This is a genomic window from Aeromonas schubertii (genome assembly GCF_000820105.1).
In the GTDB taxonomy this organism is placed as follows: Bacteria; Pseudomonadota; Gammaproteobacteria; order Enterobacterales; family Aeromonadaceae; genus Aeromonas; species Aeromonas schubertii.
Map to the genome: position 1 here is coordinate 1 of NZ_CDDB01000053.1, position 25,475 is coordinate 25,475.

General features: G+C 60.0%; 21 protein-coding genes. 13 read left to right on the forward strand and 8 right to left on the reverse strand.

Going from position 1 to position 25,475, the window contains the following annotated elements; translation table 11 throughout:
* Positions 1–537: 537 nt before the first annotated feature.
* Positions 538–1,515 (reverse strand): hypothetical protein, encoded by a 978-nt coding sequence (locus BN1133_RS11920; RefSeq protein ID WP_050666749.1) that lies wholly within the window; start codon positions 1,513–1,515, stop codon positions 538–540.
* 174 nt (positions 1,516–1,689) lie between these two features.
* On the opposite strand from BN1133_RS11920, the gene BN1133_RS19740 reads away from it, so the two are divergent.
* Both BN1133_RS19740 and BN1133_RS19745 read left to right on the forward strand, forming a co-directional pair.
* Entirely contained in the window at positions 1,690–3,036 is a 1,347-nt protein-coding gene (locus tag BN1133_RS19740; RefSeq protein WP_082177995.1) for an AAA family ATPase, read from the forward strand.
* On the forward strand, positions 3,029–3,835 hold the full coding sequence (locus BN1133_RS19745; protein WP_082177996.1) for an HNH endonuclease: 807 nt from the start codon (positions 3,029–3,031) through the stop codon (positions 3,833–3,835). Before BN1133_RS19740 ends, BN1133_RS19745 begins: the two co-directional genes overlap by 8 nt.
* A gap of 129 nt (positions 3,836–3,964) precedes the next feature.
* Here BN1133_RS19745 and cysS read toward each other — a convergent pair whose 3' ends face one another.
* On the reverse strand, positions 3,965–5,341 hold the full coding sequence (gene cysS, locus BN1133_RS11925; RefSeq protein WP_050666750.1) for a cysteine--tRNA ligase: 1,377 nt from the start codon (positions 5,339–5,341) through the stop codon (positions 3,965–3,967).
* A 200-nt stretch (positions 5,342–5,541) separates the two neighbouring features.
* Between cysS and BN1133_RS11930 the strand changes: the two genes are divergently transcribed.
* From BN1133_RS11930 to lpxH, 3 genes are read left to right on the forward strand one after another with little or no spacing between them, the layout of a single operon-like run.
* The gene (locus BN1133_RS11930) at positions 5,542–6,039 is read left to right on the forward strand and encodes a peptidylprolyl isomerase (RefSeq protein WP_005353568.1); all 498 of its coding nucleotides are present in this window, start codon (positions 5,542–5,544) and stop codon (positions 6,037–6,039) included.
* Positions 6,039–6,647, forward strand: coding sequence for a DUF4269 domain-containing protein (locus BN1133_RS11935; protein ID WP_050666751.1), 609 nt, complete (start codon positions 6,039–6,041; stop codon positions 6,645–6,647). Before BN1133_RS11930 ends, BN1133_RS11935 begins: the two co-directional genes overlap by 1 nt.
* On the forward strand, positions 6,644–7,378 hold the full coding sequence (gene lpxH / locus BN1133_RS11940; RefSeq protein WP_050666752.1) for a UDP-2,3-diacylglucosamine diphosphatase: 735 nt from the start codon (positions 6,644–6,646) through the stop codon (positions 7,376–7,378). Before BN1133_RS11935 ends, lpxH begins: the two co-directional genes overlap by 4 nt.
* A gap of 13 nt (positions 7,379–7,391) precedes the next feature.
* On the opposite strand, the gene BN1133_RS11945 is transcribed toward lpxH, so the two are convergent.
* Entirely contained in the window at positions 7,392–7,580 is a 189-nt protein-coding gene (locus tag BN1133_RS11945; RefSeq protein ID WP_050666753.1) for a hypothetical protein, read from the reverse strand.
* A gap of 254 nt (positions 7,581–7,834) precedes the next feature.
* Here BN1133_RS11945 and BN1133_RS11950 point away from each other — a divergent pair, with 254 nt between their 5' ends.
* The 3 genes from BN1133_RS11950 (at position 7,835) to BN1133_RS11960 (ending at position 12,006) form a co-directional block, all read left to right on the forward strand.
* Positions 7,835–9,835, forward strand: coding sequence for a methyl-accepting chemotaxis protein (locus BN1133_RS11950; protein ID WP_050666754.1), 2,001 nt, complete (start codon positions 7,835–7,837; stop codon positions 9,833–9,835).
* A gap of 120 nt (positions 9,836–9,955) precedes the next feature.
* Positions 9,956–10,534, forward strand: coding sequence for a PhnA domain-containing protein (locus tag BN1133_RS11955; RefSeq protein ID WP_050666755.1), 579 nt, complete (start codon positions 9,956–9,958; stop codon positions 10,532–10,534).
* 119 nt (positions 10,535–10,653) lie between these two features.
* Positions 10,654–12,006 carry a S8 family peptidase gene (locus BN1133_RS11960; RefSeq protein ID WP_050666756.1) on the forward strand — a complete coding sequence of 451 codons (1,353 nt, stop codon included), beginning with the start codon at positions 10,654–10,656 and terminating at the stop codon, positions 12,004–12,006.
* Positions 12,007–12,070: 64 nt separating this feature from the next.
* Here the strand turns inward: BN1133_RS11960 and ppsA are convergent, their stop codons facing one another.
* Complete coding sequence (gene ppsA, locus BN1133_RS11965; RefSeq protein WP_050666776.1) at positions 12,071–14,443, reverse strand: phosphoenolpyruvate synthase; 2,373 nt, start codon at positions 14,441–14,443, stop codon at positions 12,071–12,073.
* Between the two features lie 269 nt (positions 14,444–14,712).
* Here ppsA and ppsR point away from each other — a divergent pair, with 269 nt between their 5' ends.
* Positions 14,713–15,525 (forward strand): posphoenolpyruvate synthetase regulatory kinase/phosphorylase PpsR, encoded by an 813-nt coding sequence (gene ppsR, locus BN1133_RS11970; RefSeq protein ID WP_050666757.1) that lies wholly within the window; start codon positions 14,713–14,715, stop codon positions 15,523–15,525.
* Positions 15,526–15,824: 299 nt separating this feature from the next.
* The gene (locus tag BN1133_RS11975; RefSeq protein WP_050666758.1) at positions 15,825–17,201 is read left to right on the forward strand and encodes an amino acid permease; all 1,377 of its coding nucleotides are present in this window, start codon (positions 15,825–15,827) and stop codon (positions 17,199–17,201) included.
* Between the two features lie 84 nt (positions 17,202–17,285).
* Here the strand turns inward: BN1133_RS11975 and BN1133_RS11980 are convergent, their stop codons facing one another.
* Complete coding sequence (locus tag BN1133_RS11980; RefSeq protein WP_050666759.1) at positions 17,286–18,251, reverse strand: TDT family transporter; 966 nt, start codon at positions 18,249–18,251, stop codon at positions 17,286–17,288.
* A 117-nt stretch (positions 18,252–18,368) separates the two neighbouring features.
* On the opposite strand from BN1133_RS11980, the gene BN1133_RS11985 reads away from it, so the two are divergent.
* Both BN1133_RS11985 and BN1133_RS11990 read left to right on the forward strand, forming a co-directional pair.
* Positions 18,369–19,289 carry a LysR substrate-binding domain-containing protein gene (locus tag BN1133_RS11985; protein WP_050666760.1) on the forward strand — a complete coding sequence of 307 codons (921 nt, stop codon included), beginning with the start codon at positions 18,369–18,371 and terminating at the stop codon, positions 19,287–19,289.
* A 45-nt stretch (positions 19,290–19,334) separates the two neighbouring features.
* Positions 19,335–19,898 (forward strand): lipoprotein, encoded by a 564-nt coding sequence (locus BN1133_RS11990; protein ID WP_050666761.1) that lies wholly within the window; start codon positions 19,335–19,337, stop codon positions 19,896–19,898.
* A 57-nt stretch (positions 19,899–19,955) separates the two neighbouring features.
* On the opposite strand, the gene glgC is transcribed toward BN1133_RS11990, so the two are convergent.
* The 3 genes from glgC to metE all read right to left on the reverse strand — a co-directional run bounded on the left by glgC (position 19,956) and on the right by metE (position 24,340).
* Complete coding sequence (gene glgC / locus BN1133_RS11995; protein ID WP_050666762.1) at positions 19,956–21,269, reverse strand: glucose-1-phosphate adenylyltransferase; 1,314 nt, start codon at positions 21,267–21,269, stop codon at positions 19,956–19,958.
* A 152-nt stretch (positions 21,270–21,421) separates the two neighbouring features.
* Positions 21,422–21,934: a hypothetical protein gene (locus tag BN1133_RS12000; protein WP_050666763.1), complete on the reverse strand. Its 513-nt coding sequence runs from the start codon at positions 21,932–21,934 to the stop codon at positions 21,422–21,424.
* 123 nt (positions 21,935–22,057) lie between these two features.
* The gene (gene metE / locus BN1133_RS12005; protein WP_050666764.1) at positions 22,058–24,340 is read right to left on the reverse strand and encodes a 5-methyltetrahydropteroyltriglutamate--homocysteine S-methyltransferase; all 2,283 of its coding nucleotides are present in this window, start codon (positions 24,338–24,340) and stop codon (positions 22,058–22,060) included.
* Positions 24,341–24,491: 151 nt separating this feature from the next.
* Between metE and BN1133_RS12010 the strand changes: the two genes are divergently transcribed.
* Entirely contained in the window at positions 24,492–25,400 is a 909-nt protein-coding gene (locus BN1133_RS12010; protein ID WP_050666765.1) for a LysR substrate-binding domain-containing protein, read from the forward strand.
* Positions 25,401–25,475 lie beyond the last annotated feature (75 nt).

The following is a 25,475-nucleotide window of genomic DNA, read 5'->3' on the forward strand; positions in this document are numbered from 1 at the left end:
GGGCATCGAGACCACACAGATACGCTCGCCTGACACAGCGCGCGACACAGTGGTAGTAAGGCGTATCCGCCAGGCTCACCTGGCTACGACGAGGCAGAGGCATCACACACCTCCCGCTTCAACAAACATTCATCAACTGTAGAGCCGGACTCCCAATAACCCCAAACAACGATGGGTGTCCATGTTAATTCGGCTCACCTGGCTACGACGAGGCAGAGGCATCACACACCTCCCGCTTCAACAAACATCCATCAACTGTAGAGCCGGACTCCCAATAACCCCAAACAATGATGGGTGTCCATGTTAATTCCAATAAGGACAGGCATCTTTTTAACATGGACAGGCATGGTTGAGCTGAACTGATCTCTTGCTCTTGCTGACTCCCCTTCCCCATCTATCCCTGTGCCCTGAGAGGCATTTTTCTCCCGGCAACAGCGCTGTTGCCCGGTGATGGGAGGTCCAGAACGAGCGTGAGTGGGAAAAGACGCATGAAGGCCCCTCGACTGAAGGCCGAGTGAGAACATTGAAGGGAAATGGTCAGGCGCAGAGCCAGCGCCGGCCGTTGGCAAGCCCCTGTCGCCGCTTGCGCTGCAAATGCTCGCAGAAATGGCCCAGCTCGTCGGGGGTGCCGGCCGGCCCCTTGAACAGGCGGCGAAAATCCCGGGTCAGCTTCTCCCAGTGAGCGGCGGGCAATCCCAATCGCGCCAATATTCGTGCACAACCCGGTGACATGGCGCCGCGCTTGTCTCCACGCAGCCAGCGGCCGCTCTCGTCCACCAGTTCGAGATAATCCGCCAGGGAAAAGGTCAAGCCGTGAGTCAGGGCTTGATGCTCATCGCCCACAAAGGGCAGCAGCTCATCGGGTTGTTTCCCTTCCAGCGCCGCCCGAATGCGCCGCTGGATGCTGGTAAAATCGGACGACTCGGGCGTCTCGGCCATGGCGGCTCGCACCGGATTGAGCTCCACATAGGCCATGCAGGCAAGTAGCGCCGATTCGTTGAGCAGGGCCTGGGACTTGAAGCGCCCCTCCCAGAAGTGTCCGGTGCAGCCATCCTCCCGGTTGGCCTGCCGGGCAATCGGCTCGCACAGCAGACGCATCAGCCAGCTGATATCCATCAGCCGCTGACGGTAAATGCCGATAGTGGCTTGCACCGCCAGCCATTGGGCCTCATCGAGCGACTCGCCCTTGGCAAAGCGGCGTGTCAGGAACGTCCCCGAGCAGAGACGATGCCAGCGCGCTACCACCTCGGCATCGCTCCAGCCCAGGGCGCTCTCTTTGTCCACATGGAGCACCAGATGCAGGTGGTTGGACATCACCGCATAGGCGCAGATATGGATGGCAAAGAGCTGACCCAGCAGCAAAATCCGGCTCTCGACCCACTCCCGCCGGTGGGCATAACTCTGTCCACCCTGGGCATCGAGACCACACAGATACGCTCGCCTGACACAGCGCGCGACACAGTGGTAGTAAGGCGTATCCGCCAAGCTCACCTGGCTACGACGAGGCAGAGGCATCACACACCTCCCGCTTCAACAAACATCCATCAACTGTAGCGCCGGACTCCCAATAACCCCAAACAACGATGGGTGTCCATGTTCATTCCAAGCAACGATGGGTATCCATGTTAATTACTATTGCCGCATTAATTTACATTTCCAATTAAATGACAACATACATGTAGGAAGAATATGAGAATATCTAAATTAAGCCTCTACAACTTTAAAAAAGTTAACACTTTAAATATAGAAATACCCAGCAACTCAAATATTATTTGTTTTGTTGGTGAAAATGGTTCAAATAAATCATCAATCATAAACACCATTTACAATACGATTAGACGTTACGCAACAGAAAAGTCTCCAAGCGATATCGATGATAACTATATACAAAGCACAAGCATCATTGGCCCGGATGATGATTATTGCACTTTTGATGTCACTATCTCATCCGAAAACGACATTATAATTTACTCACAGGCTTCTCATATAGGTCAAAATGCAATATGCGATAACAGCAAGGAAAAACTAAAAACAAAATATAGTGAACGGCATTTCCAGAACAATGAATACTTTATTAATGAACTTTATTTCAATGATGAAACTTATAGTTCATCATGGACACTTCAAAATTCCCTCAGAGATCCAATAAAAAATAGCATCTATCTATATCGGCCATCCCACAGATTTGAATTAGCGCCATACGAAAAAGAACAAGGCATTGATAAACCATTGCCCACCTCAAATACTCTTGGAAAAAGACTATTCCCATACAAAGTAACTAGTGGTATTGATGAGGCGACTAATTATTTGTTTTCAGCATTAACAGACCATTTCATATCAACAGCTAACAATACCACCCCAACATATTCGCTATACCAATATTTCTTCGAAATAATACGTAATGTACATCCGGAATGTGAAAAACTGACGGTGTCAGCATTTCCAATAAGAACCATTAGCTCCAAAAAAATGCCTAGCCTAGACTCATTATCCGCAGGTCAATCTGATTGGTTAGTTACGGCATTTAATATTCTTGCACAAGCCTCAACACTAATTAGCCACAATCGAGATAAATATCGTAATCCACATGATATTGAAGGTGTTGTATTTATAGATGAGATAGATAAAAACTTGCACCCAAAAATGCAAGAAGAGGTATTACCATGGTTTACCAGTGCTTTTCCTAATATACAATTTATTATCACGACGCACAGCCCATGGGTTATTAGGTCTCTACCAGAGTCTGCAACGGTAATCAAATTGCCAGATGGATTGGATATTAGTGATAATTACTCGTATTTTAACATAGACGAAATAACCAATAAGGTTTTTGATAGAGAATTAGGGTTCTCGCCTCAAGTTACAGAGCTTATTAAACACTTCGAATCGCTTTTTGAGAATTATAGTGTCAACTACAATGAGATACTAAAAATATATCGAGAGCACTCAATAAAATCAGAGTCATTAAAGGAACGTCTCAAAAGAGTTATTTTGGTTAAAGGGGGTTTGGAATTAGTAGAGGCAATAAATGCGTAATGTAGATAGAAATACCGTACCTTTTCCTACAAACCTCCAAAGACTACAAGAAGAGCCAGAAGATTACCAAACAGAGTTAAATTATATAAGAGCAGGGGGGGATGCTAAAGGCTCTATATATGGTAGCGAAGATGTAAAGGACGCTCTTAGAACACTTTACATATGTAAATGTTATCTTTGCGGAAAAGATGTAAGTTCTTATTTTGAAATTGAGCATTTTTTGCCTTGGCATGAAAATTATCCGGAAAGAGCATATGACTGGAACAATCTTCATCTATCTTGCAAGGCTTGTAATACAAGGAAGCGTAAAAAAAAGTATAAAATAATGAGCGCGACGGGAGGTGTTCAAAGCATTAATCTGCTCTGCCCAACGGTAGATGATGTAAATAGTAAAATAAGCTATAACAATTCTACATCTGAAGCTATAAATCTGAACTCAGGAAATTATATATCGCAGTTGACCGCTGACTTTTTAAATGAGCCAAACTGTAAATCGGATAGAATTTCACATTTGCATACACTACAAGACACTCTTTTATCGAGAGAGTGGTACCCAAGCTACCATATTCTTAGAACTATCAACATTCAAGATATGGACGCGATTGACTTTACAAATGAAGATTATGATTTAGCTGGAAATCTCAGTTATAGAATAACAAGTAGTTATCTTTGTCAGAATGCTCCATTTTACATGTTCATGCATGCGGTATTTGAAGATATTTTCTATTTAAGAAAACAAATAATATATGACTTTTGTCGAAGATGGTGTCAATTAAATGGACGCCCTCATCCTATATAGCCAATGTTCTCCCAATATTAAACAAACGTCAGGTGAATACCATCTCCATACACACAAACAAAAACCGCAGCCCTAAGGCTGCGGTTTTTTTATTGGCTCAACCGGTTGGCGCGAGCAGCACCACCGACCTTAGGCCCGGCGCCAGCTGGTCTGGCCGGCGCTGTCTTCCAGCACTATGCCCATCTCGGTGAGACGGTTGCGCGCCGCGTCGGCGGCGGCCCAGTTCTTGTCGGCACGGGCCTGGTTGCGCTCGGCGATGAGGCGCTCGATCTCGGCCACCTCGTCACCGGCGTCATCCCCCTTGAGGAAGGCGTCGGCGTCTTGCTGCAAGATGCCGAGCACGGCGCCAAGCTCACGCAGGCGGGCGCCCAGGGCGGCGGCGACGGCCATGTCTTCACCCTTCTGGCGGTTGATGTCGCGCACCAGATCGAACAGCACAGAGTAGGCCTCCGGGGTGTTGAAGTCGTCGTCCATGGCCGCCTTGAAGCGGGCCACGGCCTCTTCACCACCGGCCGGGGCCACCTGCGGCAGGCCGCGCAGGGCGGTGTAGATGCGCTCGAGCGCCGCGCGCGATTGCTTGAGGTTCTCTTCCGAGTAGTTGAGCTGGCTGCGGTAGTGGCCCGACATCAGGAAGTAGCGCACGGTTTCGGCGTCATAGTGGGCCAAGACGTCGCGGATGGTGAAGAAGTTGCCCAGAGACTTGGACATCTTCTCTTTATCCACCATCACCATGCCGCTGTGCATCCAGGTGTTGACGTACTCGCCGCCGTGGGCGCAGCAGGACTGGGCAATCTCGTTCTCGTGGTGCGGGAACTGCAGATCCGAGCCGCCGCCGTGGATGTCGAAGTGGTTGCCCAGGTGCTTGGAGTTCATGGCCGAGCACTCGATGTGCCAGCCGGGACGACCTGGACCCCAGGGGCTGTCCCAGGTCGGCTCGCCGGGCTTGGACATCTTCCACAGCACGAAGTCCAGGGGGTTGCGCTTGGCATCGACCACATCGACCCGGGCGCCGGCTTGCAACTGCTCGAGATCCTGACCCGAGAGGCGACCGTAGTCGGCGTAGGAGTCGACGATGAACATCACATCGCCGTTGTCGGCCACGTAGGCGTGACCGCGATCCAGCAGCAGCTGCACCATGGCGATGATCTCGCCGATGTGGGCGGTGGCGCGCGGCTCGATGTCCGGGCGCAGCATGCCGAGGGCGTCAAAATCGGCGTGCATGTCGCCGATCAGGCGCTCGGTCAGATCGTCACAGGTGACGCCGGTCTCGGCGGCGCGCTTGATGATCTTGTCGTCTACGTCGGTGATGTTGCGGGCATAGGTGAGCTCGAAGCCGGCGTAACGCAGATAGCGGGCCACCACGTCGAAGGCGACGAAGGTGCGGCCGTGGCCGATGTGACAGTGATCATAGATGGTGACGCCACACACATACATGCCCACCTTGCCCGGGTGGATGGGTTTGAATTCTTCTTTTTGACGAGTGAGTGTGTTGTAGATCTTCAACATCGCGATCGCTGTCCTTCGAGGGAAATGGTCCGACATTCTAACCCCATCGGGGGGATAAAACGAGCCATCTCCCCGCCCCTGCGGCGCCCCGTTGCCCACGCCTTAATCAGTCGACGGTTCAAGCCTTTGCCCGTGGCCTGCCATGGGCTAGAATTGCCGGCACTCGATAACCCATCCCATCAATTCAAAAGGACGCCGTAATGGTCACTTTGCACACCAATTTCGGGGACATCACCCTGACCCTGTTCGCCGACAAGGCCCCGGAGACCGTCGCCAACTTCCTGCAATACTGCCGTGACGGCCACTACGAAGGCACCGTATTCCACCGTGTCATCGACGGCTTCATGATCCAGGGCGGCGGCTATGCCCCGGGCTTCGAAGAGAAAGACACCCGCGCCCCTATCAAGAACGAGGCGGACAACGGCATCTCCAACAAGGTCGGCACCGTTGCCATGGCGCGCACCATGGATCCGCACTCCGCCACCGCCCAGTTCTTCATCAACGTCAACCACAACGACTTCCTGGACTTCAAGTCTGCCACCACCCAGGGCTATGGCTACTGCGTGTTTGGCGAGGTGAGCGAAGGGATGGATGTGGTCAACAAGATCAAGGGCGTCAAGACTGGCAACTACGGCCGCATTCACCAGGACGTACCGGTTGAAGAAGTGCTGATCACCAAGGTGACCGTGAGCGAGTAATGATCGCCACGCCCCTCAAGACCGCGGCCTCGGCCGCGGTTTTTCCCTCCGATGCCAACTGGCGTCGCATCGACTACCTCGCGCTCGGCAATGCGCGCCAGCAGAGCGCCTTTCGCGCCCTCACCCGCTCTGGCTTCTGGCCTGCCCTGCAAGGGTGCGGCGAGTGCGCCTTTATCAGCACGGTGGCCATTGGCCTCGACAGACCCGGCTCGGATCTCGATCTGTTGAGTGGCGCCGATCCCGAGACCCTGGCCCGCGTTCTCGCCCCCTTTGGCCCCCTGACCCTGACACCCCACGCCAGTGGCGCCAGCTTGCTGCACCTCGAGCTGGACGATGGTGAGGGGCACAACTGGCCCATCGAAGTGTTCGCCACAACGCAGCCCCTGCCCGAGTGCAATGGCTGGCGCCACCTGGTCATCATGGGACGCCTGCTGCACCTGCTGGGCGAGCCGTTCGCCGCGCAGATCCTGGCGGCCCGCCAGCAAGCCGGGCTCAAGGGTGAGGCCGCCATGGCCCGCGCCCTGGGACTCGACGGCGATCCCTATCAGGCCATGCTGACCCTTGAACCTTACTCCGACCCGGCCCTGCTCGCCCTCTGGACCCCATGACGACCCTCTTTATCAGCGATATCCATCTGACGGCCGAGCGCCCCGACATGACCGCCGCCCTGCTTGCCTTCTTGCAAGGGGAGGCCAGGCAGGCCGATGCCCTCTATGTGCTGGGGGATCTGTTCGAATTCTGGATTGGGGACGACGATCCCAACCCGCTTCATCAGGCGCTGGCCGAGGCCTTTGCCGCCCTGCCCCGCGCCGGCGTGCCCCTCTATTTTGTGCACGGCAACCGCGACTTTCTGTTAGGCCAGGCCTATGCCCGCCGCGCCGGCATGACCCTGCTTGGCGACCCCACCCTTATCAATCTCTACGGCGAGCGCACCCTGGTGATGCACGGGGACAGCCTGTGCACCCTGGATGCGGCCTATCAACGCTTTCGCCGCATCACCGGCTGGCCCTGGCTGCGCTGGTTGTTCCTGCGCCTGCCGCTGGCCCGGCGCCAGCGCATCGCCAAGAAGCTGCGCGGCAACAGCCAAAAAGAGAGCGCCTACAAGAGCCAGGCCATCATGGATGTGACCCAGGACGCCGTCGAGGCGCTGATGCGCGAGCAGGGCGCGACCCTGCTTATCCACGGCCACACTCACAGGCCCGCCATCCACGACTTTACTCTGGATGGGCAGGCGGTGCGGCGCATCGTGCTGGGGGACTGGTTTGAGCAGGGCTCTGTGCTGGTGTGCCGGCCCGGCGAGGCGCACCTGGAGCGCCGTCCTCTGCCGGGGATCACCTGAGCCAGCGCCGCCGTTAGCGCGCGATAAGGGCCTTGAGCAGGAGCAGCAGCTCCTCTTCGTCGCGCGGCTCACGGGGCAGCTCGAGGCGAGGTGAGGCCCCGCCCATCAGCATATAAACCCGGGTGGTGCAGTGGTCGTAGTGGTACCACTTGCCGTCGATGCAGAGATCGGTATAGCAGCGCGGATCGCGTTCGAGTTCCATCTCACTTCTCCCTTTACAACCTGGCAACATCCTCTTCGACCCTAGTGCAGCCTCTGCTGCACCGGTTTGATCCAGATCAAGACCATTCCGAATGGGCCAATTTTATCTCCGTATGAGTCTACGCCTCCCCCTCCCTTCCTCACAAACCTGAGACGGATCACAAGGCGCCCTCGCCGAGTGCAACAGAGCCCTCACCTGGGAGTACTATCCTCACTAAAATGAGAAGCCTGCCCAAGCAGGCACGAGGAGTCGTCATGAAATGGATTTTTACACCGGCCATCCGACTGGGTAACCGGCTCTCCTTCAAATACAAGTTCCTGCTCTGGTCTTGTCTGATGCTGCTGCCGCTCGCCTACGGCATGATCAATCTGCTCGGCCGGCTGCAGGCCGAGAGCGAGCTGGCCCGCACCGAGCTCTCGGCGGTGGCACGACTCGCCCCCCTGCCCGACATAGAGTCGGCCCTGCTCACCCATCGCAATCTCAATAGCCAGCGCTTCTATGACAAGCCTCCGGTGAGCGGCGATGCGCTCAGCGCCTCGGCCCGCGCCGTGGACGAGGGGCTGGCCCGTTTTGGGGAGCCGGGCAACGGCGCCTTCTCCTCCCTGCAAAAAGGGTGGCAAGCGCTCAAGGAGAGCCTGGCCAACATAGAGCCGCTGCAAAGCGACCTGCGCCACGATCGTCTGTTGGCCGATCTGCGTCGCCTCTACAAGGGCGTGGCCGCAGCAGGCAGCCTTACCCAGGATCCGTCTCTTGGCACCTACTACATGGTGATCTTGAGTACCGATCGCCTGCCCCAGCTGCGCGATCTGCTGGGACAGGTACGCGATCGAGGTGGCGCCATCGCCGACTTTGGCCTGTTCCAGGCCGAAGGCTATGGCAGCCTGCGCTTTCGACTCGATCTGATCCAGGCCACCACTCGCGAGCTCGAAGAGGATCTCGCCCTGCTCTATCAGATGCAGCCTGCCTACCGGGATGCACTGGGTGCCCAGACCGATGCCCTGCTCGGTCAGGTGCACACGGCCCTCGATACCTTCGAGAGCAAGATGATGAAAGATCAACTAATCCAGCTCACCGCCCCTGAGGTGCTCGCCATCGGGGATGGCCTCGACCAGCAGATAGCGGCACTGGAGCAGGCGGTGCGCGAGCGGCTGGCAGAGGATCTGGCCCAGCGCCTGGCGGCCAACCAGCGCCTCTTCTGGTGGACCGTCGCCCCCCTGGTGCTGGTGCTGCTGCTCTATCTCTATCTGATGACCGGCGCCTACCTCTCCCTGCGCGAGACGGTCGGCCGGGTACGCGGGGTGGCGGCCCGGGTCAACGCCCAGGATCTCAGCCAGCAGATCCCCGTGGTGGGCAGCGACGAGCTGGCGGCCATCAGCCGCGACTATAACGTCACCCTGGAGACCCTGCGTGCCCTGATGGCCCAGGTGCGCGAGAGCGGCCTGGCGGTGGAGCAGAGCGCCAATGCCATCGAGGAGCAGACCCGCCACTCCCAGCAGGTGATCGCCGCCCAGCAGGGTGAGACCCACCAGGTGGCCACCGCCATCAAGGAGCTGGCGGCCACCTCCTGCGAGATGGCCAACAACGCCCAGCAGGCGGCCCGCATGACCGAAGAGACCCAGCAGGTGGTGGGCCAGGGTGAGAAGATGCTGGGGCGCACCATGGTGAGCATCGAGCAGATCGACAAGGAGGTGGGCCAGGCCGCGGCCACCATCAACGAGCTCGACAACCGCTGCGAACAGATAGGCAGCGTGATCGGGGTGATCCGCGGCATCGCCGATCAGACCAACCTGCTGGCTCTTAACGCCGCCATCGAGGCGGCCCGGGCCGGGGAGCAGGGGCGAGGCTTTGCGGTGGTGGCCGACGAGGTGCGCTCCCTGGCTAACCGCACCCAGGCCTCGACCGTGGAGATCCAGCAGATGATCGAGCAGTTGCAACAGGGGGCCCGCGCCTCTGTCGAGACCATGACGTCGGTCAGCGATCAGGCCGGCAGCGGCGTGGCCCTCACCCGTGAGGTACAGCAAGCCTTCTTGGCCATTACCGGCAAGGTGGACCAGATGGTGGAGAGCAACACCGTCATCGCCAGCGCCATCGAGGAGCAAGGCGCCGTGGTCGGTGAGCTGGAGCGCAACGTGGTGCGCATCTCGGACGGCAGCGACGAGGCCCTGAGTGTGGCCAATGCGGCCCGGGACGGCGCCCGCCACATCCATCATCAGAGCGGCGAACTCAAGGCCATGGTGGAGCGTTTCATCCTCTAGGGCAGGCCATTGTTGGCATATGACAGATTTCCCTGCCAAGAGGGGGCGGTTTCTGCTAAGATCCGCCCCCTTTCATCGACACAGCGCCGGTCAGCCGGCGCCACCACGGGGAGCATCACCATGACCATCGAATCCACTCTGCTTGAGCGCGCCAACGGACAGTGCGAGCTGTGTTGTGCCCAGGAAGGACTGAACCAGTACGCCATTCCCCACTCCCCGGCCCAGGATGCGGATCACAGCCTGGTGCTGTGTGCCACCTGTGAGGGTCAGATCAGTGCCCCCGATACCCTGGAGGTGAACCACTGGCGCTGCCTGGGAGACTCCATGTGGAGCCAGGTACCGGCGGTGCAGGTGATGGCCTGGCGCCAACTCAAGACCCTGGCCGAGCGCGGCGAGGTGTGGGCACGTGACAACCTCGACATGCTCTATCTGGACGACGAGACCCGCGCCTGGGCCGAAGCCGGCCAGCACGAGGCCGACGAGGATCAGGTGCCGACCGTCGACTCCAACGGCACTCGCCTGCAGGAGGGCGACTCGGTCACCCTGATCAAGGATCTCGACGTCAAGGGCGCCGGCTTCACCGCCAAGCGCGGCACCCTGGTCAAGAACATCCACCTCACCCACAACCCCCTGCACATCGAGGGCAAGGTCAACGGCATCCAGATCGTGCTGGTTGCCGCCTACCTGAAGAAGGCGTAATGCCGGGGCGGCTTCGCCGCCCATCTCTGTGCTCCCTTCTATACTTTTAGTCAGGCGCATCGCAGCGGATATTGATGTCCGCTGCGCTGCACTTTGTCTTCTTTCAGGGAGGAGAGCAGATGAACCCTTCACTTTCTTTGGCACTGCTACTGGCGATCACCAGTGCAGCCGCCCAGGCCGCCCCCGAGCCACGGGTGCTGGCCGGACTCAAGGCCGGTGTGCCCCATGTGGCCGACGAACTGTTGGTGCAATATCAGACCGGCACCTCAAACAACCGCAAGATGAGCCTGCTCAAGGGGATGGGAGCCAATCGCCTGGAGACGGTGCGCGCCGCCTCTCTTGGTCAGGGCGAGCTGCAACGGATACGTATCGGTTCTGGGCAGAGCCTGCAAAGCACCCTGACCCGGCTCGCCGCCGATCCCGGGGTCGAGTTTGTCGAGCCCAACTGGATTTATCAGCACAATGATGCCTCAAACGATACCTACTACAAGGGAGGCAATCTGTGGGGCATGTACGGGCCAGCTACCTCTCCGGCCAATCCCTGGGGCAGTCGCGCCGGCGAGGCGTGGAATGCAGGCAAGCATGACTGTGGTGATGTAGTGGTCGGGATCATCGACGAGGGATACATGTACACCCACGAGGATCTCGCCGCGAATGCCTACACCAACCCCGGCGAAGTCGCCGGCAATCGCATCGATGACGACGGTAACGGCTATGTGGACGACGTCTACGGCTGGGACTTCGACGGCAACAACAACAGCGTCTTCGATGGCACCAGCGACGATCATGGCACCCACGTGGCCGGCACCATCGGGGGCGTCGGAGGCAATGGCAAGGGCGTCGCCGGGGTGTGCTGGAACGTGCACCTGATGAACGCCAAGTTCCTCGGCAAACGCGGTGGTACCACGGCCAATGCCATCAAGGCGGTCGATTATTTCACCGATCTCAAGATGCGCCACAATCTCAACCTCATCGCCACCAGCAACAGCTGGGGGGGCGGTGGCTACTCCAAGGGGCTACAGGACGCCATCGAGCGGGCCAATAGTGCCGGCATCCTCTTTATTGCCGCCGCCGGCAACAGCACGGTGGACTGCGACAGCGGCTCAAGCTGCTACCCGGCAGAATATCCGAACGACAACCTGATTGCCGTCGCCTCCATCACCAACACCGGCGCCATGAGCTCGTTTTCCAACTTCGGCGCCACCACCATCGACATCTGCGCACCGGGCTCAAGCATCGTCTCCACCGTGCCCAAAAGCGCCAAGCGCCAGGTGGTGTCCGGATATGCCAGTTACAGTGGCACTTCCATGGCCACTCCCCACGTGAGTGGCGCCGCCGCCCTCTACAAGGCACTTCATCCGGGGGCCACTCATCTCGAGGTGAAGGCGGCTCTGCTCGGTAGTGCCACCTGGACCGCCGCCTGTGATGGCAAGGTGAGCAGTCATGGTCGCCTCAACGTCAGCGGCTTCTGACTCGCCCCCCGTAACAGAGAGGGCCCCGCACTGCGGGGCCCTCTTTATCAGGTGATGATGCTCATCAGGCCGGATGATTCTCGGCCAGATAGAGCCAGGTGTTGACGACGGTGTCGGGGTTGAGAGAGAGCGAATCTATCCCCTCCTCGAGCAGCCAGGCGGCAAAGTCGGCGTGATCGGAAGGCCCTTGACCGCAGATCCCCACGTATTTTCCGCTGCGTCGGGCCGCCTGGATCGCCAGGGAGAGCAGCGCCTTGACCGCATCGTTACGCTCGTCGAACAACTCGGCGATGATCCCCGAATCCCGATCCAGCCCCAGGGTGAGCTGGGTCATGTCGTTCGAGCCGATGGAGAAGCCATCCACGTGCTGAAGGAACTGATCCGCCAGCAGGGCGTTGCTCGGGATCTCGCACATCATGATCACCTTGAGACCCCGCTCACCCCGGCGCAGACCGTTCTCGGCCAGGATATCGTTGACCCTCACTATCTCGCCCACGGTGCGCACGAAGGGGATCATCACCTCGACGTTGGTCAACCCCATCACATCGCGTACCCGCTTGATGGCCTCGCACTCGAGGGCGAAACAGGGACGGAAGCTCTCATCGATGTAGCGCGACGCCCCGCGAAAACCGATCATGGGGTTCTCCTCGTGGGGTTCATACTCGCGCCCCCCTACCAGGTTGGCGTATTCGTTGGACTTGAAATCCGACATCCGCACTATGACCCGCTCCGGCCAGAAGGCGGCGGCCAGGGTGGCAATCCCCTCGGTCAGCTTGGCCACGTAGAACTCGCGCGGGCTCTCGTAGCCGGCCATCATGGGGCGTATGGTCCCCTGCAGCTCGGGGCTCAGGGTATCAAACTCGAGCAGCGCCTTGGGATGTACCCCTATCATCCGGTTGATGATGAACTCCAGACGCGCCAGCCCTACCCCCGCATGGGGCAACTGGGCAAAGTCGAAGGCCCTGTCAGGGTTGCCCACGTTCATCATGATCTTGACCGGCAGTCGCGGCATGTTGCCCACCTGGGTCACCGCCACCTCGAAGTCGAGCTCTCCCTCGTAGATGAAGCCGGTATCCCCTTCGGCGCAAGAGACGGTCACCCGCTGGCCATCCTGAATGCGGGAGGTGGCATCACCACACCCGACCACGGCAGGGATGCCGAGCTCACGGGCGATGATGGCGGCGTGGCAGGTACGCCCACCCCGGTTGGTGACGATGGCCGAGGCCCGCTTCATGATGGGCTCCCAGTCCGGATCGGTCATGTCGGTGACCAGCACGTCCCCGGGTTTGACCTGATCCATGTCGCGAATAGAGCTCACCACCTTGGCCGGACCACGGCCTATCTTGTGACCGATGGCACGCCCTTCGGCGATGACACTGCCCGACTGTTTGAGGGCGAAACGCTCCAGGGTGTTGGCCTCCTGGCGGCTGCGCACCGTCTCGGGACGCGCCTGCACGATGTAAAGCCGGCCATCCACCCCATCCTTGGCCCACTCGATGTCCATGGGACGACCGTAGTGGCGCTCGATGATGAGGGCCTGGCGGGCCAACTCCATCACCTCTTCGTCACTGATGCAGAAGCGGCCGCGCTCCTGCTCATCGGTGTCGAGGGTCTGCACCTGACGACCGTGCCCCTCGTCGGCTGAATAGGTCATCTTGATAAGCTTGGAGCCCAGGGTCTTTCGCACCACGGCGGGACGCCCCCCCTTGAGGGTCGGCTTGTGGACGTAAAACTCATCAGGGTTGACGGCGCCCTGCACCACCATCTCGCCCAGGCCATAGGAGCCGGTGATAAAGACCACGTCCTGGAAACCGGACTCGGTATCCAGGGTAAACATGACGCCGGAGGAGGAGAGATCCGAGCGCACCATGCGCTGCACCCCGGCCGAGAGGGCGACCCCCTTGTGGTCATAGCCCTGATGCACCCGGTAGGAGATGGCCCTGTCGTTAAACAGTGACGCGAAGACATGCTTGATGGCGGTGAGCACCGCATCGATACCGCGCACGTTGAGGAAGGTCTCCTGCTGACCGGCGAACGAGGCATCGGGCATATCCTCGGCAGTGGCCGAAGAGCGCACCGCAAAGGAGGCCTCTCCCGCCGCCAGCTTGAGGTAGGCTTCGCGGATCGCCTGCTCCAGGGCCGGCTGCAGCGGCGCAGCCACCACCCAGTCGCGGATCTGCTGCCCGGCCCTGGCCAGGGCGGCCACATCGTCCACATCCAGGCTGTCGAGCAGCTCATGGATCCTGTGGTTCAGACCACTCTCCTCGAGAAACTGGTTAAACGCAAACGCCGTGGTGGCAAAGCCCCCGGGCACCGAGACACCCGCCTCCGAGAGGTTGCTGATCATCTCCCCAAGAGATGCGTTCTTGCCGCCGACCCGGTCCACGTCCTGCATACCGAGCTGCTCGTACCAGAGTACGTACTGTTGCACTTGCATGTCTCCACGTTGGAGGGCGAAGAGGAACTTCCCGCCCTGTGAGTTGTTATTGCTGCCAACCACCACAAGAAAACGTTTTCTTGCCCGTTTCAAAAAAATCCCCGTGACGAGGGGATGGTGCTGGCGCAACACTATTTTACAATGGCGCACATGAAATTAACGCTACCGGTTTGCAGCCGGCATCACAAGTTGAACGTGGCAGAGCGGTTGACAATTTGCTTTGGTATCCCACGAAACTTTATTCGTCTCTCATAGAAAGGAGCCTCACCTTGCGCACCGTCTTCTACGTTTCCGACGGCACCGCCATCACGGCCGAAGTCTTCGGTCATGCCGTTTTGAGCCAGTTTCCCCTCCCCTTCGAGCAGGTGACCATCCCCTTCGTCGAGACCCGGGAGAAGGCCCGCCAGGTGCGCCAGCGGATCGACGACTGCTTCGTGCACTCCGGTGTGCGCCCCTTGCTGTTTCACACCATCGTCGACCCCGGGGTGCGCGAAGAGGTGCTGCGTGCCAACGCCAACGCCCACGACTTTCTCAACACCTTTGTCGCCCCTTTGGAGAGCGAGCTCGGGATCAAGGCCCAGCCCAGAGTCCATCGCACCCACGGGGTGGAGAACCGCAAGCACTACGACGATCGCATCGAAGCGGTCAACTTCGCCCTGACCAACGACGATGGCATCTCCACCCGGGAGTATGACGAGGCCGACATCATCCTCATCGGAGTCTCTCGCTGCGGCAAGACTCCCACCAGCCTCTACCTGGCCCTGCAATTCGGGATCCGGGCCGCCAACTACCCCTTTATCGAGCAGGACATGGGGATGCTCGAGCTGCCCACCGCCCTCAAGGCCAATCGCCACAAGCTCTTCGGTCTGACCATCGACCCCGAACGGCTCCACGAGATCCGCAACCAGCGTCGGGCCAACAGCCGCTATGCCTCGCTGGATCAATGCCGGCAAGAGCTCTCCCGGGTCGAGCGGCTGTTTCGCCAGGAGGCGATTCACTACCTCGACACCACTTCCCACTCGGTCGAAGAGATCAGCGCCAAGATCCTCGAGACCACGGGGCTGCGTCGTCAACTCTTCTGACACACGGGGAGTGACGTACTCCCCGACCCTGTCAAGCCCGCCAAAGCCAACTGTTCATAACTCACACAAACCACTCCAGCCCGCCTGTTTTTCCATCACAACCCACCACCTGGCACCCATAAAAACACCATTTCATAGCAAAAATGGATGCAAAATAGGCTGCATATCATTATTCTCCACACTGCACCACCCATCATAAAAATTGCCACACGGCGCAGCGTAACGAAATAAATACGGATTTCGTCACCCTTTCGGAACAAGTGGCAAACCAACGACGTACACAGATGTAAGGACAGAGTATGGATCTTCAACCACAGGGCCCAGAGCTCAAGCGCGGCCTGAAAAACCGCCATATCCAGCTGATCGCGCTGGGCGGGGCCATCGGCACCGGCCTCTTTCTCGGCATCGCCGACACCATCAAGATGGCAGGGCCGGCCGTGCTGCTGGGCTATGCCATCGGCGGCTTTATCGCCTTTCTCATCATGCGCCAGCTCGGCGAGATGGTGGTGGAAGAGCCGGTTGCCGGCTCCTTTAGCCACTTTGCCTACAAGTACTGGGGGGATTTCGCCGGGTTTGCCTCCGGCTGGAACTACTGGGTGCTCTATGTGCTGGTAAGCATGGCCGAGTTGACCGCCGTCGGCATCTATGTGCAGTACTGGTGGCCCGAGATCCCGACCTGGATGTCGGCCGCCTTCTTCTTCGTGCTTATCAACGCCATCAACCTCACCAACGTCAAGGCGTTTGGCGAGATGGAGTTCTGGTTTGCCATCATCAAGGTGGTCGCCATCCTCGGCATGATCGGCTTCGGTGGCTGGATGCTGCTCTCCGGTAGTGGCGGGCCGGACGCCTCGGTGAGCAATCTGTGGGATCAGGGTGGCTTCTTCCCCAACGGCGTCAGCGGTCTGGTGATGGCCATGGCCTTCATCATGTTCTCGTTTGGCGGTCTGGAGCTGGTCGGGATCACTGCCGCCGAGGCCGACAACCCGGAGAAGAGCATTCCCAAGGCCACCAACCAGGTGATCTATCGCATCCTCATCTTCTACATCGGCGCCCTGACCGTGCTGCTCTCCCTCTACCCCTGGGGCAAGGTGAGCGAAGGGGGCAGCCCGTTCGTGATGATCTTCCACGCCCTCGACAGCAACCTGGTGGCCAACGTGCTCAACCTGGTGGTACTGACCGCCGCCCTCTCCGTCTATAACAGCTGCGTCTACTGCAACAGCCGCATGCTCTTTGGCCTGGCCCGCCAGGGGAATGGCCCCAGGGCCCTGCTCAAGACCAACAGGAGCGGCGTCCCGCTGGTGGCCATCAGTGTCTCGGCCGCAGCCACCCTGTTGTGTGTGCTCATCAACTACCTGATGCCGGGTCAGGCCTTTGGTCTGCTGATGGCACTGGTGGTCTCGGCACTGGTGATCAACTGGGCCATGATCAGCCTGGCTCACCTGAAGTTTCGCAAGCAGAAGGCCGCCGAGGGCGTCACCACCCGCTTCCAGGCCCTCTGGTACCCGCTGGGTAACTACCTCTGCCTCGCCTTTATGGCCGGCATCCTGATCATCATGTACCTGACCGACGGTACCCGCATCTCGGTCGAGCTGATCCCTGCCTGGCTGGTGGTACTGGCCGTCGGCTATCAGCTTAAGCGGCGAGGCGCTCGCCATACCCAGGCCGCTCGCGCCTGACACCAAACCGGCCAAATGGCCGGTTTTTTTATTCCCGAGCATAAAAAAACCCGGCCAGGCCGGGTTAAAAGGAGGTCGCTATCGTCAGGAATGGGTACGCAGCACACGATAGGGTTTGAAGAAGAAGAGATAGCGCAGGGCCACATAGCTCACGATGACGAAGGCCACCACCAGCTCGATAACGGCCAGGGAGTGCACCTGGGTCACATAGGCCTCGGCCACCCCCTGGCTTCCCATCAGCTTGGCCAGCTTGAACAAGGCGGTGGCGCCGATCACCATGGGGAAGGTAAAGGCGGCGTACCCCGGGCTGAAGGGCAGGCGCAGCAGGCGAAAGAAGGCCAGCCAGATGATGCCGGTCATCAGCACCGCGATACCAAAGAGCAGGGCGACCAGCACCGGGGACGGCGCATCATAGACGGTCAGGTAACCGGCCAGGGAGAGGCTGGCCGGGGCCGCCAGAATGGCGATGGTCGGCTTGGCGGCGTCGGGCACCTCATGGCTGAAGATGAGGCGATAGAGCATCAGGGGCAACATGACCGCATAACAGGCCATACCAAAGCCCTGCAGGGCCTGGGCCAGGGGCAGCATGCGACCATCCGGGCAAGCCACCGCCGCCACTATGATGCCGACCGGGGGGACAAACCAGCTCGGCACCATGTGGTGAAGCTCAAACTCACGGGCACGATGCCAGCAGAACGTGGCCAAAAACAGCAGGTGCAGCACCACGGCGAAGAGCCACAGCCCCTCCCCCAACCCGGGCGCATAAGGCTCGAGCGCCTTGGAGACCACCATGGTCGCCATGGCGTAGGTGGGGGCAACACTGCCCACCACGGGGTGAGCCAGATCCTGCCTGAGCAGACGGGGATGAAAGATAAACTTGACCGTGAGGATGAGCAGCAGCACGGCACCGATGGCGGCACCTCCCAACTGGGCCCACCCCTGAAGCCCCCCTATATTCTCACAACTCCAGCCCAGGCTGGCGATGCCCAGAGCCAACCCGGCCATGGGAGTCGGGGCGGCGGCCAGTTTCTTACGGGTACGCGCTATCATCTGCAACACCTCTTCAATCGAGCAGATCCGCGGAGGATCTTGGAATGGTGCTAGCATAAACCCCGTCTGGTGTTTACGATATCTAAATGGCTTAAACATATCTTTTAGAAAACCTAAATGAACATCACCCTCAGACAGCTGCGCAGCTTCTGCGCCGTGGCCCGTCACGGCAACCTGGGAGCCGCCGCCGAGGCGCTCTTTCTCAGTCGCGGCGCCATCTCCCAGGCCCTGCAAGAGCTTGAACGCCAGCTCGGTACTCCCCTGTTTGATCGGGTCCATCCCAGGTTGCAGCTCAACAGCGAGGGGCGCCTGCTGCATCCCCTGGCCGAGGATCTGCTGGCTCGTCTGCACGACATTGAGGGGCTCTTTGGTCAGGATGGGGCCGAGGCGGGCCTGCTGCGCCTCGGGGCGAGCCAAACTATCGGCAACTATCTGCTGCCGAACCTGCTCGCCCCCCTGCACAGTGAGACGGGACGGCTCGAGGTGGTGATCACCAATACCCACAACCTCTGCCAACAGCTGGCCAACTTCGAGCTGGATCTGGCCCTCATCGAGGGGGAGTGTGTGCACGATGAGCTGGTCACCGAACCCTGGCTGGAGGATGAGATGGTGATCATAGCCCCACCGGATCACCCCTTGGCTGGCCGACAGGAGCTTGAGCTCGCCGAGCTGAGTGACGAGCGCTGGGTATTGAGAGAGAGCCACTCGGGGAGCCGGGAGCGCTTTGATCAACAGATCCGCCCCCATCTGGTTCGCCCGGTTCAGGGGCTTGAGCTCAATACCCTGGAGGCGGTCATGCTCTCGGTGGAGCGTGGGCTCGGGCTCTCGTTTATCTCCGAGCTGGCAGCCCGGGATCGCCTGCAGAGCGGACGACTGGTCAGGCTCTCTGTCTCGAGGCGCTTTCCCCGCCGCCTCAAGCTGGTGTGGCACCGCCAGAAGTACCTGTCGCGCGCCATGCAGCGTTTCATCACCTTCTGCCAGGCCCAGCGGGAGCAGACCCCGCCATCGGCAAACGACGACACCCTAGGCAAGGGGTGACAGAGCCGCTAAGATCGCGCCAACATCACGGTTAGCGGAGTTCCCATGCCCTCACTCTCACGCCGCCTCCTGGCCCCCTCCCTCGCTCTGTTGCTGGGGGCTTGTGCCTCGCTCACCACGACCAGCATCAGCGAGCAGCAGATCAACGACTACCTGGCCAGCAAGGCCGGTTTCGAAAAGAGCCTGGGGATCCCGGGCATCATGTCGGCGCAGATCCGCCTTGGGGATCTCAAGAGCCACATCGGGCGCAGCGCCCCGGACAAGATCGATCTCGACGGCATGGGGGATCTCACCATCACCACGCCGGCCGGACGCCAGGCCATGTCGGTGCGCCTCTCCCTGCGGGCACGTCCCGACTACCAACCCGCACAGGGGGCCATCTACCTTCAGGATCTGGAGTTGAGATCCATCACCACTGAGCCGGCCGATGTGGGCGCCGCCCTCACCCCGCTGCTCCCCATGATCAGCCTCTCCTTGAGCCAGTTCCTCGAGCAGACGCCCGTCTATCGCCTCAACGAGCGCCACGAGAAGGAGGCCCTGGCCAAGGATCACGTGAGCGGGCTCAACGTGCTGCCGGGCCGACTCGAGATCCCGTTCAGCCTGCTCTAGGGAACAGGCACAAAAAGAAGGGGGAGCCAAGGCTCCCCCTCTCTGTTGATGGCGTCATCACTGCACGCTCAGCTCCGGCTCCAGGGTGGGCTGCTCCTCACCGAGGCGCTCCAGCATGTCCCGGGTCACCAGCACTATGCCCTGCTCGGAGCGGTAGAAACGGCGAGCATCCTCGTCGGCATTCTCGCCAACCACCAGCCCCTCGGGCAGCTTGCACCCCTTGTCGACGACCACCCGACGCAGGCGACAACCGGCCCCCACCTCGACACCGGGGAAGATCACCGCCTGATCCAGAGTACAGAAGGAGTGGACGCGCACATTGGTAAAGAGCACAGAGCTCATCACGAAGGAGCCGCTCACTATGGTGCCACCGGCAAACAGGGAGTTGATGGTCATCCCGTGCTGACCGTTACGATCCTGTACAAACTTGGCCGGCGGAGTCATCAGCTGGCTGGTCCAGATGGGCCAGTTTTGATCGTACACATCCAGCTCGGGCACCACGGAGGCGAGATCCATGTTGGCCTCCCAGAACGACTCAACCGTCCCCACATCACGCCAGTAGGGGCGCTTGTCCGGGCAGCAGCCGACGCAAGACATGCTGAAGGGGTGGGCATAGGCGACCCCTTCACCGACCACCCGGGGGATCACGTTCATGCCAAAGTCGTGGTGGGAGTTCTCGTCACGAATGTCCTCTTCGAGCAGCTGATAGAGAAACTCGGCCTCGAAGATGTAGATCCCCATGGAGGCAAGGGCCGTATCGGGCTTGCCCGGCATGGGCGGCGGGTTGGTGGGCTTCTCCACGAAGGCGCTGATCTTGCGCGACTCGTCCACCGCCATCACCCCAAAGGCGGAGGCCTCCTCCCTGGGCACCTCGATACAGGCCACGGTCACCTTGGCGCCGAGGCGCACATGATCGAGCAGCATGCTGGCGTAGTCCATCTTGTAGACGTGATCCCCGGCCAGCACCACTATGTACTTGGGCCCATGGTCGCGAATGATGTCCAGATTCTGATAGACGGCATCGGCCGTGCCCCGATACCAGTGCACCTCATCCACCCGCTGCTGGGCCGGCAGCAGATCGATAAACTCGTTCATCTGATAGCGCAGAAAGGACCAGCCGGACTGAAGGTGTCGCAGCAGGCTGTGGGACTTGTATTGGGTCACCACGCCGATGCGGCGGATCCCCGAGTTGACACAGTTGGAGAGCACAAAATCGATGATGCGGAACTTGCCGCCGAAGTGAACCGCCGGCTTGGCGCGATTGTCGGTCAACTGCTTGAGGCGGCTTCCCCTCCCCCCAGCAAGGACCAGTGCCATGGTCTGATTCAGTAACTGTCTGGCCTTTGCCGTGTTAACAGGCTCTAACAACATCCAATGTACCCCTTTGTAGCTATTACAGATCCATATTGCCCACTTTACCGGGGCATGAAAGTGTTTTCACTCACATTTATTACCATTTAATGGATGTGGATGATATTTTTATCACTTTAACTTATGGACTCTAACAAGCCCCGTTCAGGGTGTCATTCGTTTCCAGACGTTTTTCCTTTCCCTTTTAGCCTGAGCAAGCCACGGATCACCTCGTTGAGCAGGCGATAACGCTCCAGCTCCCCCTGATCGTAACGGGTGGCAAGCATGGCGGGGTTACTCCTGTGCTTGAGATAACGATTGAGCTGCAAGCGGTTAAAACCGGCCACCTTGTAGAGGTTATTGAGCAAACTGGTGCACTCCTCGTCATCCAGGCCCGCCTCCTGCAAATAGTGGGGAGTATCGGGAGTGAGTGGGCGACTCTTGAGGGAAGCCAACTTGCCCTGCTCACGCAGATACTCCAGCCACTGCTCCACATGCAATGGCTTGCTGCCGGCCAGCAAATTGAAATACCCCACCGCATCACAGCGGCAACCGCTGAGCAGCGTCAGGGCCAGGGTGTCGTCGTTGCACTCCAGGGTGACAGGACCACTTTGAACCCAGTCGAGTGCCTGTACCCGGATCCGGGCGTGGGCACCCTGCTCGTCCGTCACGTCAAACAGGAACATGGTTTGGCTCCACAGCACAAAATCACCATGATGGGCAAGCCCGGCGTCCCTGTAAAGGCAAGTGCCCCAATGGTGACCATAGAGAAGGGGAGGCAATGCCTCCCCTTCTCTCGACCGTCAGGATCAGACCTTCTCGGGTCGCCGTGCCAGCTCCTGACGCAGCGCCCGTGTCGCCGCCACCATCACCTTCAATGCCGCCTGCGTCTCCTCCCAACCCCGGGTCTTGAGGCCACAGTCCGGATTGACCCAGAGCCGCTCGACCGGGATCTTGCGAGCCGCCTTGCGCAGCAGACCCTCTATCCACTCCTGACTCGGCACGTTGGGTGAGTGAATGTCATAGACACCAGGGCCAATCTCGTTGGGGTAGTTGAAGCGCTCGAACGCCTCCAGCAGCTGCATCTGGCTGCGGCTGGTCTCGATGGTGATGACATCTGCATCGAGCGCCGCCACTGCCTCGATGATGAGGTTGAAGTCGCTATAGCACATGTGGGTGTGGATCTGGGTGCTGTCCGCCACCGGGCTGGCGCTCAGGCGGAAACTGCGCACCGCCCAGTCGAGATAGGCCTGGTGATCCCCGGCGCGCAGGGGCAACCCCTCGCGAATGGCAGGCTCGTCGATCTGGATGATCTTGATACCGGCCGCTTCCAGATCCGCCACCTCGTCGCGAATGGCCAGGGCGATCTGCAGGGCAGACTGCTCGCGGCTCACGTCTTCGCGGGGGAAGGACCAGCAGAGGATGGTCACGGGCCCGGTCAACATCCCCTTGACCGGCTTGTCGGTCAGGCTCTGGGCAAAGCGGGCCCACTCCAGCGTCATGGGGGTCGGACGGTCGATATCCCCGGTGATCACCGGCGGCTTGACGCAGCGCGAGCCGTAGCTCTGCACCCAGCCGAAACGGGTGATGGCAAAGCCGTCCAGCAGTTCACCGAAGTACTCGACCATGTCGTTACGTTCGGCCTCCCCGTGTACCAGCACATCCAGCCCGATCGCTTCCTGGCGCAGGATGGCATCCTTGATCTGGGCGCAAATCCCCGCCTGGTAGGTGGCGTCGTCGACACGACCGGCGCGCCACTCCTGGCGCAGGGCACGGATTTCGCCGGTCTGCGGGAAGGAGCCGATGGTGGTGGTCGGCAGCAGGGGCAGACGCAAGATCTCCCGCTGACGCCGGGCGCGCACCGGGTAGGCGCCGCTGCGGTGGAATGCCTGCTCGGTCAGGGCCGCCAGACGCGACTGCACCGCGCTCTTGTGCACCTTGCCATCGCCAGCCCTATCGATGATGGGCTGGCTGTAGGCGGCCACCCGCGACGGCTCGCCACCATCGAGGTAATCGGCCAGCAGCCCCAGCTCGTAGCACTTCTGCTGGGCAAAGGCGAACCAGCTTTTCACCTGGGGGGCCAGCTCATGCTCCAGGGTGAGATCCACCGGACTGTGCAGCAGGGAGCAGGAGGAGCCGACCCACAGGCGCTCGCCGAGGCGCGCCTTGAGCCCCTTGAGGCGCTCACCCACTGCCAGCAGGTTGGCCCGCCACACGTTGCGGCCGTTGATGACCCCGGCCGAGACAACCCAGTGGGCAGGCAGCTTGGGGATGAGGCTCTCGGCCTGCTCGGGGGCCGCCACCAGATCCAGGTGCAGACCGTCGACCTTCAGGCTGGTGATGAGATCGCGCTGGTGCGCCACCGAGCCAAAGTAGGTAGTCAGCAACAGCTTGCAGGGACCGGCCAGGCGCTCATAGGCCTTGAGGTAAGCCAGTCGCCACTCCTCGGGCAGATCCAGGGTCAGGGCCGGCTCGTCAACCTGTACCCACTCCACTCCCAGGGACGAGAGCCTCCCCAGGATCTCCTGATAGACGACGAGCAGCCGGTCGAGCAGCTCGAGACGGGAGAAGCCGCTCTCTTTCTCCTTGCCGAGCCAGAGGTAGGTGACGGGGCCGAGCAGAACCGCCTTGATGGGAAGGCCCAATGCCTTGGCCTCCTCGACCTCGTCAAACAGTTGGGACCAGCCGAGGCGAAAGCGCTGATCCTGATGAAATTCGGGCACCAGGTAGTGATAGTTGGTGTTGAACCACTTGGTCATCTCGGCCGCAGCTGCGGGCTGACCGGTGGGGGCTCGGCCCCGGGCGACCCGGAACAGGGTATCGAGGGTGGTCTCGCCGTCCCGGTGGCGCGCCGGCACCGCATCCACCAGCAGGCTGGTACCGAGCACCTGATCGTACCAGGCGAAATCACCGACCGGCAGCAGGGTCACACCGGCCTGGCGTTGTGCCTGCCAGTGACGCTCACGCAGGCCCTTGCCCACCGCCAGCAACTCAGATTGCGGGATCTCCCCACGCCAGTAGGCCTCGAGGGCAAATTTCAGTTCGCGCTTGGCGCCGATGCGGGGGAATCCCAGGGTGTGTGCTTGAGTCATCGCCTTCTCTCTCATCGTTGATCCGAATATGGCTGGATTCGACTCATTTAGCCGTCCAGATGTTTACACATCCAGAATGACGAGATAAGGTGAGCCTGACTATTGAATCCTCTTCAAGTGGCTCTCAAGGATCTCTCAAGCAGGAGCAAGGATGGAGATTAAACACTTAAGGACGGTGGCCGCCCTGGCCGAGCAGGGCTCCCTCGCCGCCGCCGCCGCCGCATTGAACCTGACCCAGTCAGCCCTCTCTCACCAGCTCAAGGAGCTGGAGGGCCGCCTGGGCCTCGAGCTCTACCTGCGAAAGAGCCGGCCACTTGCCTTCACCCCGGCCGGCGAGCTGGTGCTTGGCCTGGCCCGCAGCGTCCTGCCCCAGATAGGGCAGGCCGAAAAACAGCTCGCTGCCCTGCAAAGCGGTCAACAGGGTCGCCTGCACCTGGCCCTGGACTGCCACAGCTGCATCCATTGGCTGCTGCCCCTGCTGCCCGCCTTTCGCCAGCGCTGGGGCGGCGTCGAGCTGGAAGTGGAGTCACTGCCCGGCTTCGATGCGGTGGCCGCCCTGCTCGGCGGACGGCTCGATCTCTTGCTCACCTCGGATGTGCAGACCCGGGGCGATCTCCACTTCGAGCCCCTGTTTGACTTCTCCCTCACCCTGGTGATGGCGCCGGATCATCCGTTGGCGAGCAAGGAGTGGATTGCACCGACCGATCTCGCCGGCGAGGTGCTGCTCACCTATCCGGTAGAGCGCGCCCGGATGGACATCTTCGGCCGCTTCTTGCTCCCCGCGGGGGTCGAGCCGGGCCGCTGCAAGGTGGTCGACAACACCTCTGTGATGTTGCAGATGGCGGCGGCCGGACTCGGCCTTGCCGCCCTGCCCGACTGGGCCAGCAGCGAATTCGTGCGCCAGGGGCTGCTGCTGGCCCGCCCCCTCGGTGATGGGATTAGGCGCCACATGTATGGTGCGGTGCGGGTTGCAGAGCGCCATCAGGGCCCATTACAAGGGCTCTTCGCCTTGATCCGGGAGCGGCACGCCCAGGCAACGATAACGCTTCCCGCTCGCTAGCCTTCAAGCGGAAACACCATAGAAACAATCAAACTCAGAGTTACTCACCAAACCCATACAATTCAGTTGAATATC

Excerpts from the sequence above, each read along its gene's own strand:
- BN1133_RS11920 (WP_050666749.1), bottom strand. The coding sequence starts at position 1,515 with ATGCCTCTGCCTCGTCGTAGCCAGGTGAGCTTGGCGGATACGCCTTAC.
- BN1133_RS19740 (WP_082177995.1), top strand. The coding sequence starts at position 1,690 with ATGAGAATATCTAAATTAAGCCTCTACAACTTTAAAAAAGTTAACACT.
- BN1133_RS19745 (WP_082177996.1), top strand. The coding sequence starts at position 3,029 with ATGCGTAATGTAGATAGAAATACCGTACCTTTTCCTACAAACCTCCAA.
- cysS (WP_050666750.1), bottom strand. The coding sequence starts at position 5,341 with ATGTTGAAGATCTACAACACACTCACTCGTCAAAAAGAAGAATTCAAA.
- BN1133_RS11930 (WP_005353568.1), top strand. The coding sequence starts at position 5,542 with ATGGTCACTTTGCACACCAATTTCGGGGACATCACCCTGACCCTGTTC.
- BN1133_RS11935 (WP_050666751.1), top strand. The coding sequence starts at position 6,039 with ATGATCGCCACGCCCCTCAAGACCGCGGCCTCGGCCGCGGTTTTTCCC.
- lpxH (WP_050666752.1), top strand. The coding sequence starts at position 6,644 with ATGACGACCCTCTTTATCAGCGATATCCATCTGACGGCCGAGCGCCCC.
- BN1133_RS11945 (WP_050666753.1), bottom strand. The coding sequence starts at position 7,580 with ATGGAACTCGAACGCGATCCGCGCTGCTATACCGATCTCTGCATCGAC.
- BN1133_RS11950 (WP_050666754.1), top strand. The coding sequence starts at position 7,835 with ATGAAATGGATTTTTACACCGGCCATCCGACTGGGTAACCGGCTCTCC.
- BN1133_RS11955 (WP_050666755.1), top strand. The coding sequence starts at position 9,956 with ATGACCATCGAATCCACTCTGCTTGAGCGCGCCAACGGACAGTGCGAG.
- BN1133_RS11960 (WP_050666756.1), top strand. The coding sequence starts at position 10,654 with ATGAACCCTTCACTTTCTTTGGCACTGCTACTGGCGATCACCAGTGCA.
- ppsA (WP_050666776.1), bottom strand. The coding sequence starts at position 14,443 with ATGCAAGTGCAACAGTACGTACTCTGGTACGAGCAGCTCGGTATGCAG.
- BN1133_RS11975 (WP_050666758.1), top strand. The coding sequence starts at position 15,825 with ATGGATCTTCAACCACAGGGCCCAGAGCTCAAGCGCGGCCTGAAAAAC.
- BN1133_RS11980 (WP_050666759.1), bottom strand. The coding sequence starts at position 18,251 with ATGATAGCGCGTACCCGTAAGAAACTGGCCGCCGCCCCGACTCCCATG.
- BN1133_RS11985 (WP_050666760.1), top strand. The coding sequence starts at position 18,369 with ATGAACATCACCCTCAGACAGCTGCGCAGCTTCTGCGCCGTGGCCCGT.
- BN1133_RS11990 (WP_050666761.1), top strand. The coding sequence starts at position 19,335 with ATGCCCTCACTCTCACGCCGCCTCCTGGCCCCCTCCCTCGCTCTGTTG.
- glgC (WP_050666762.1), bottom strand. The coding sequence starts at position 21,269 with ATGTTGTTAGAGCCTGTTAACACGGCAAAGGCCAGACAGTTACTGAAT.
- BN1133_RS12000 (WP_050666763.1), bottom strand. The coding sequence starts at position 21,934 with ATGTTCCTGTTTGACGTGACGGACGAGCAGGGTGCCCACGCCCGGATC.
- metE (WP_050666764.1), bottom strand. The coding sequence starts at position 24,340 with ATGACTCAAGCACACACCCTGGGATTCCCCCGCATCGGCGCCAAGCGC.
- BN1133_RS12010 (WP_050666765.1), top strand. The coding sequence starts at position 24,492 with ATGGAGATTAAACACTTAAGGACGGTGGCCGCCCTGGCCGAGCAGGGC.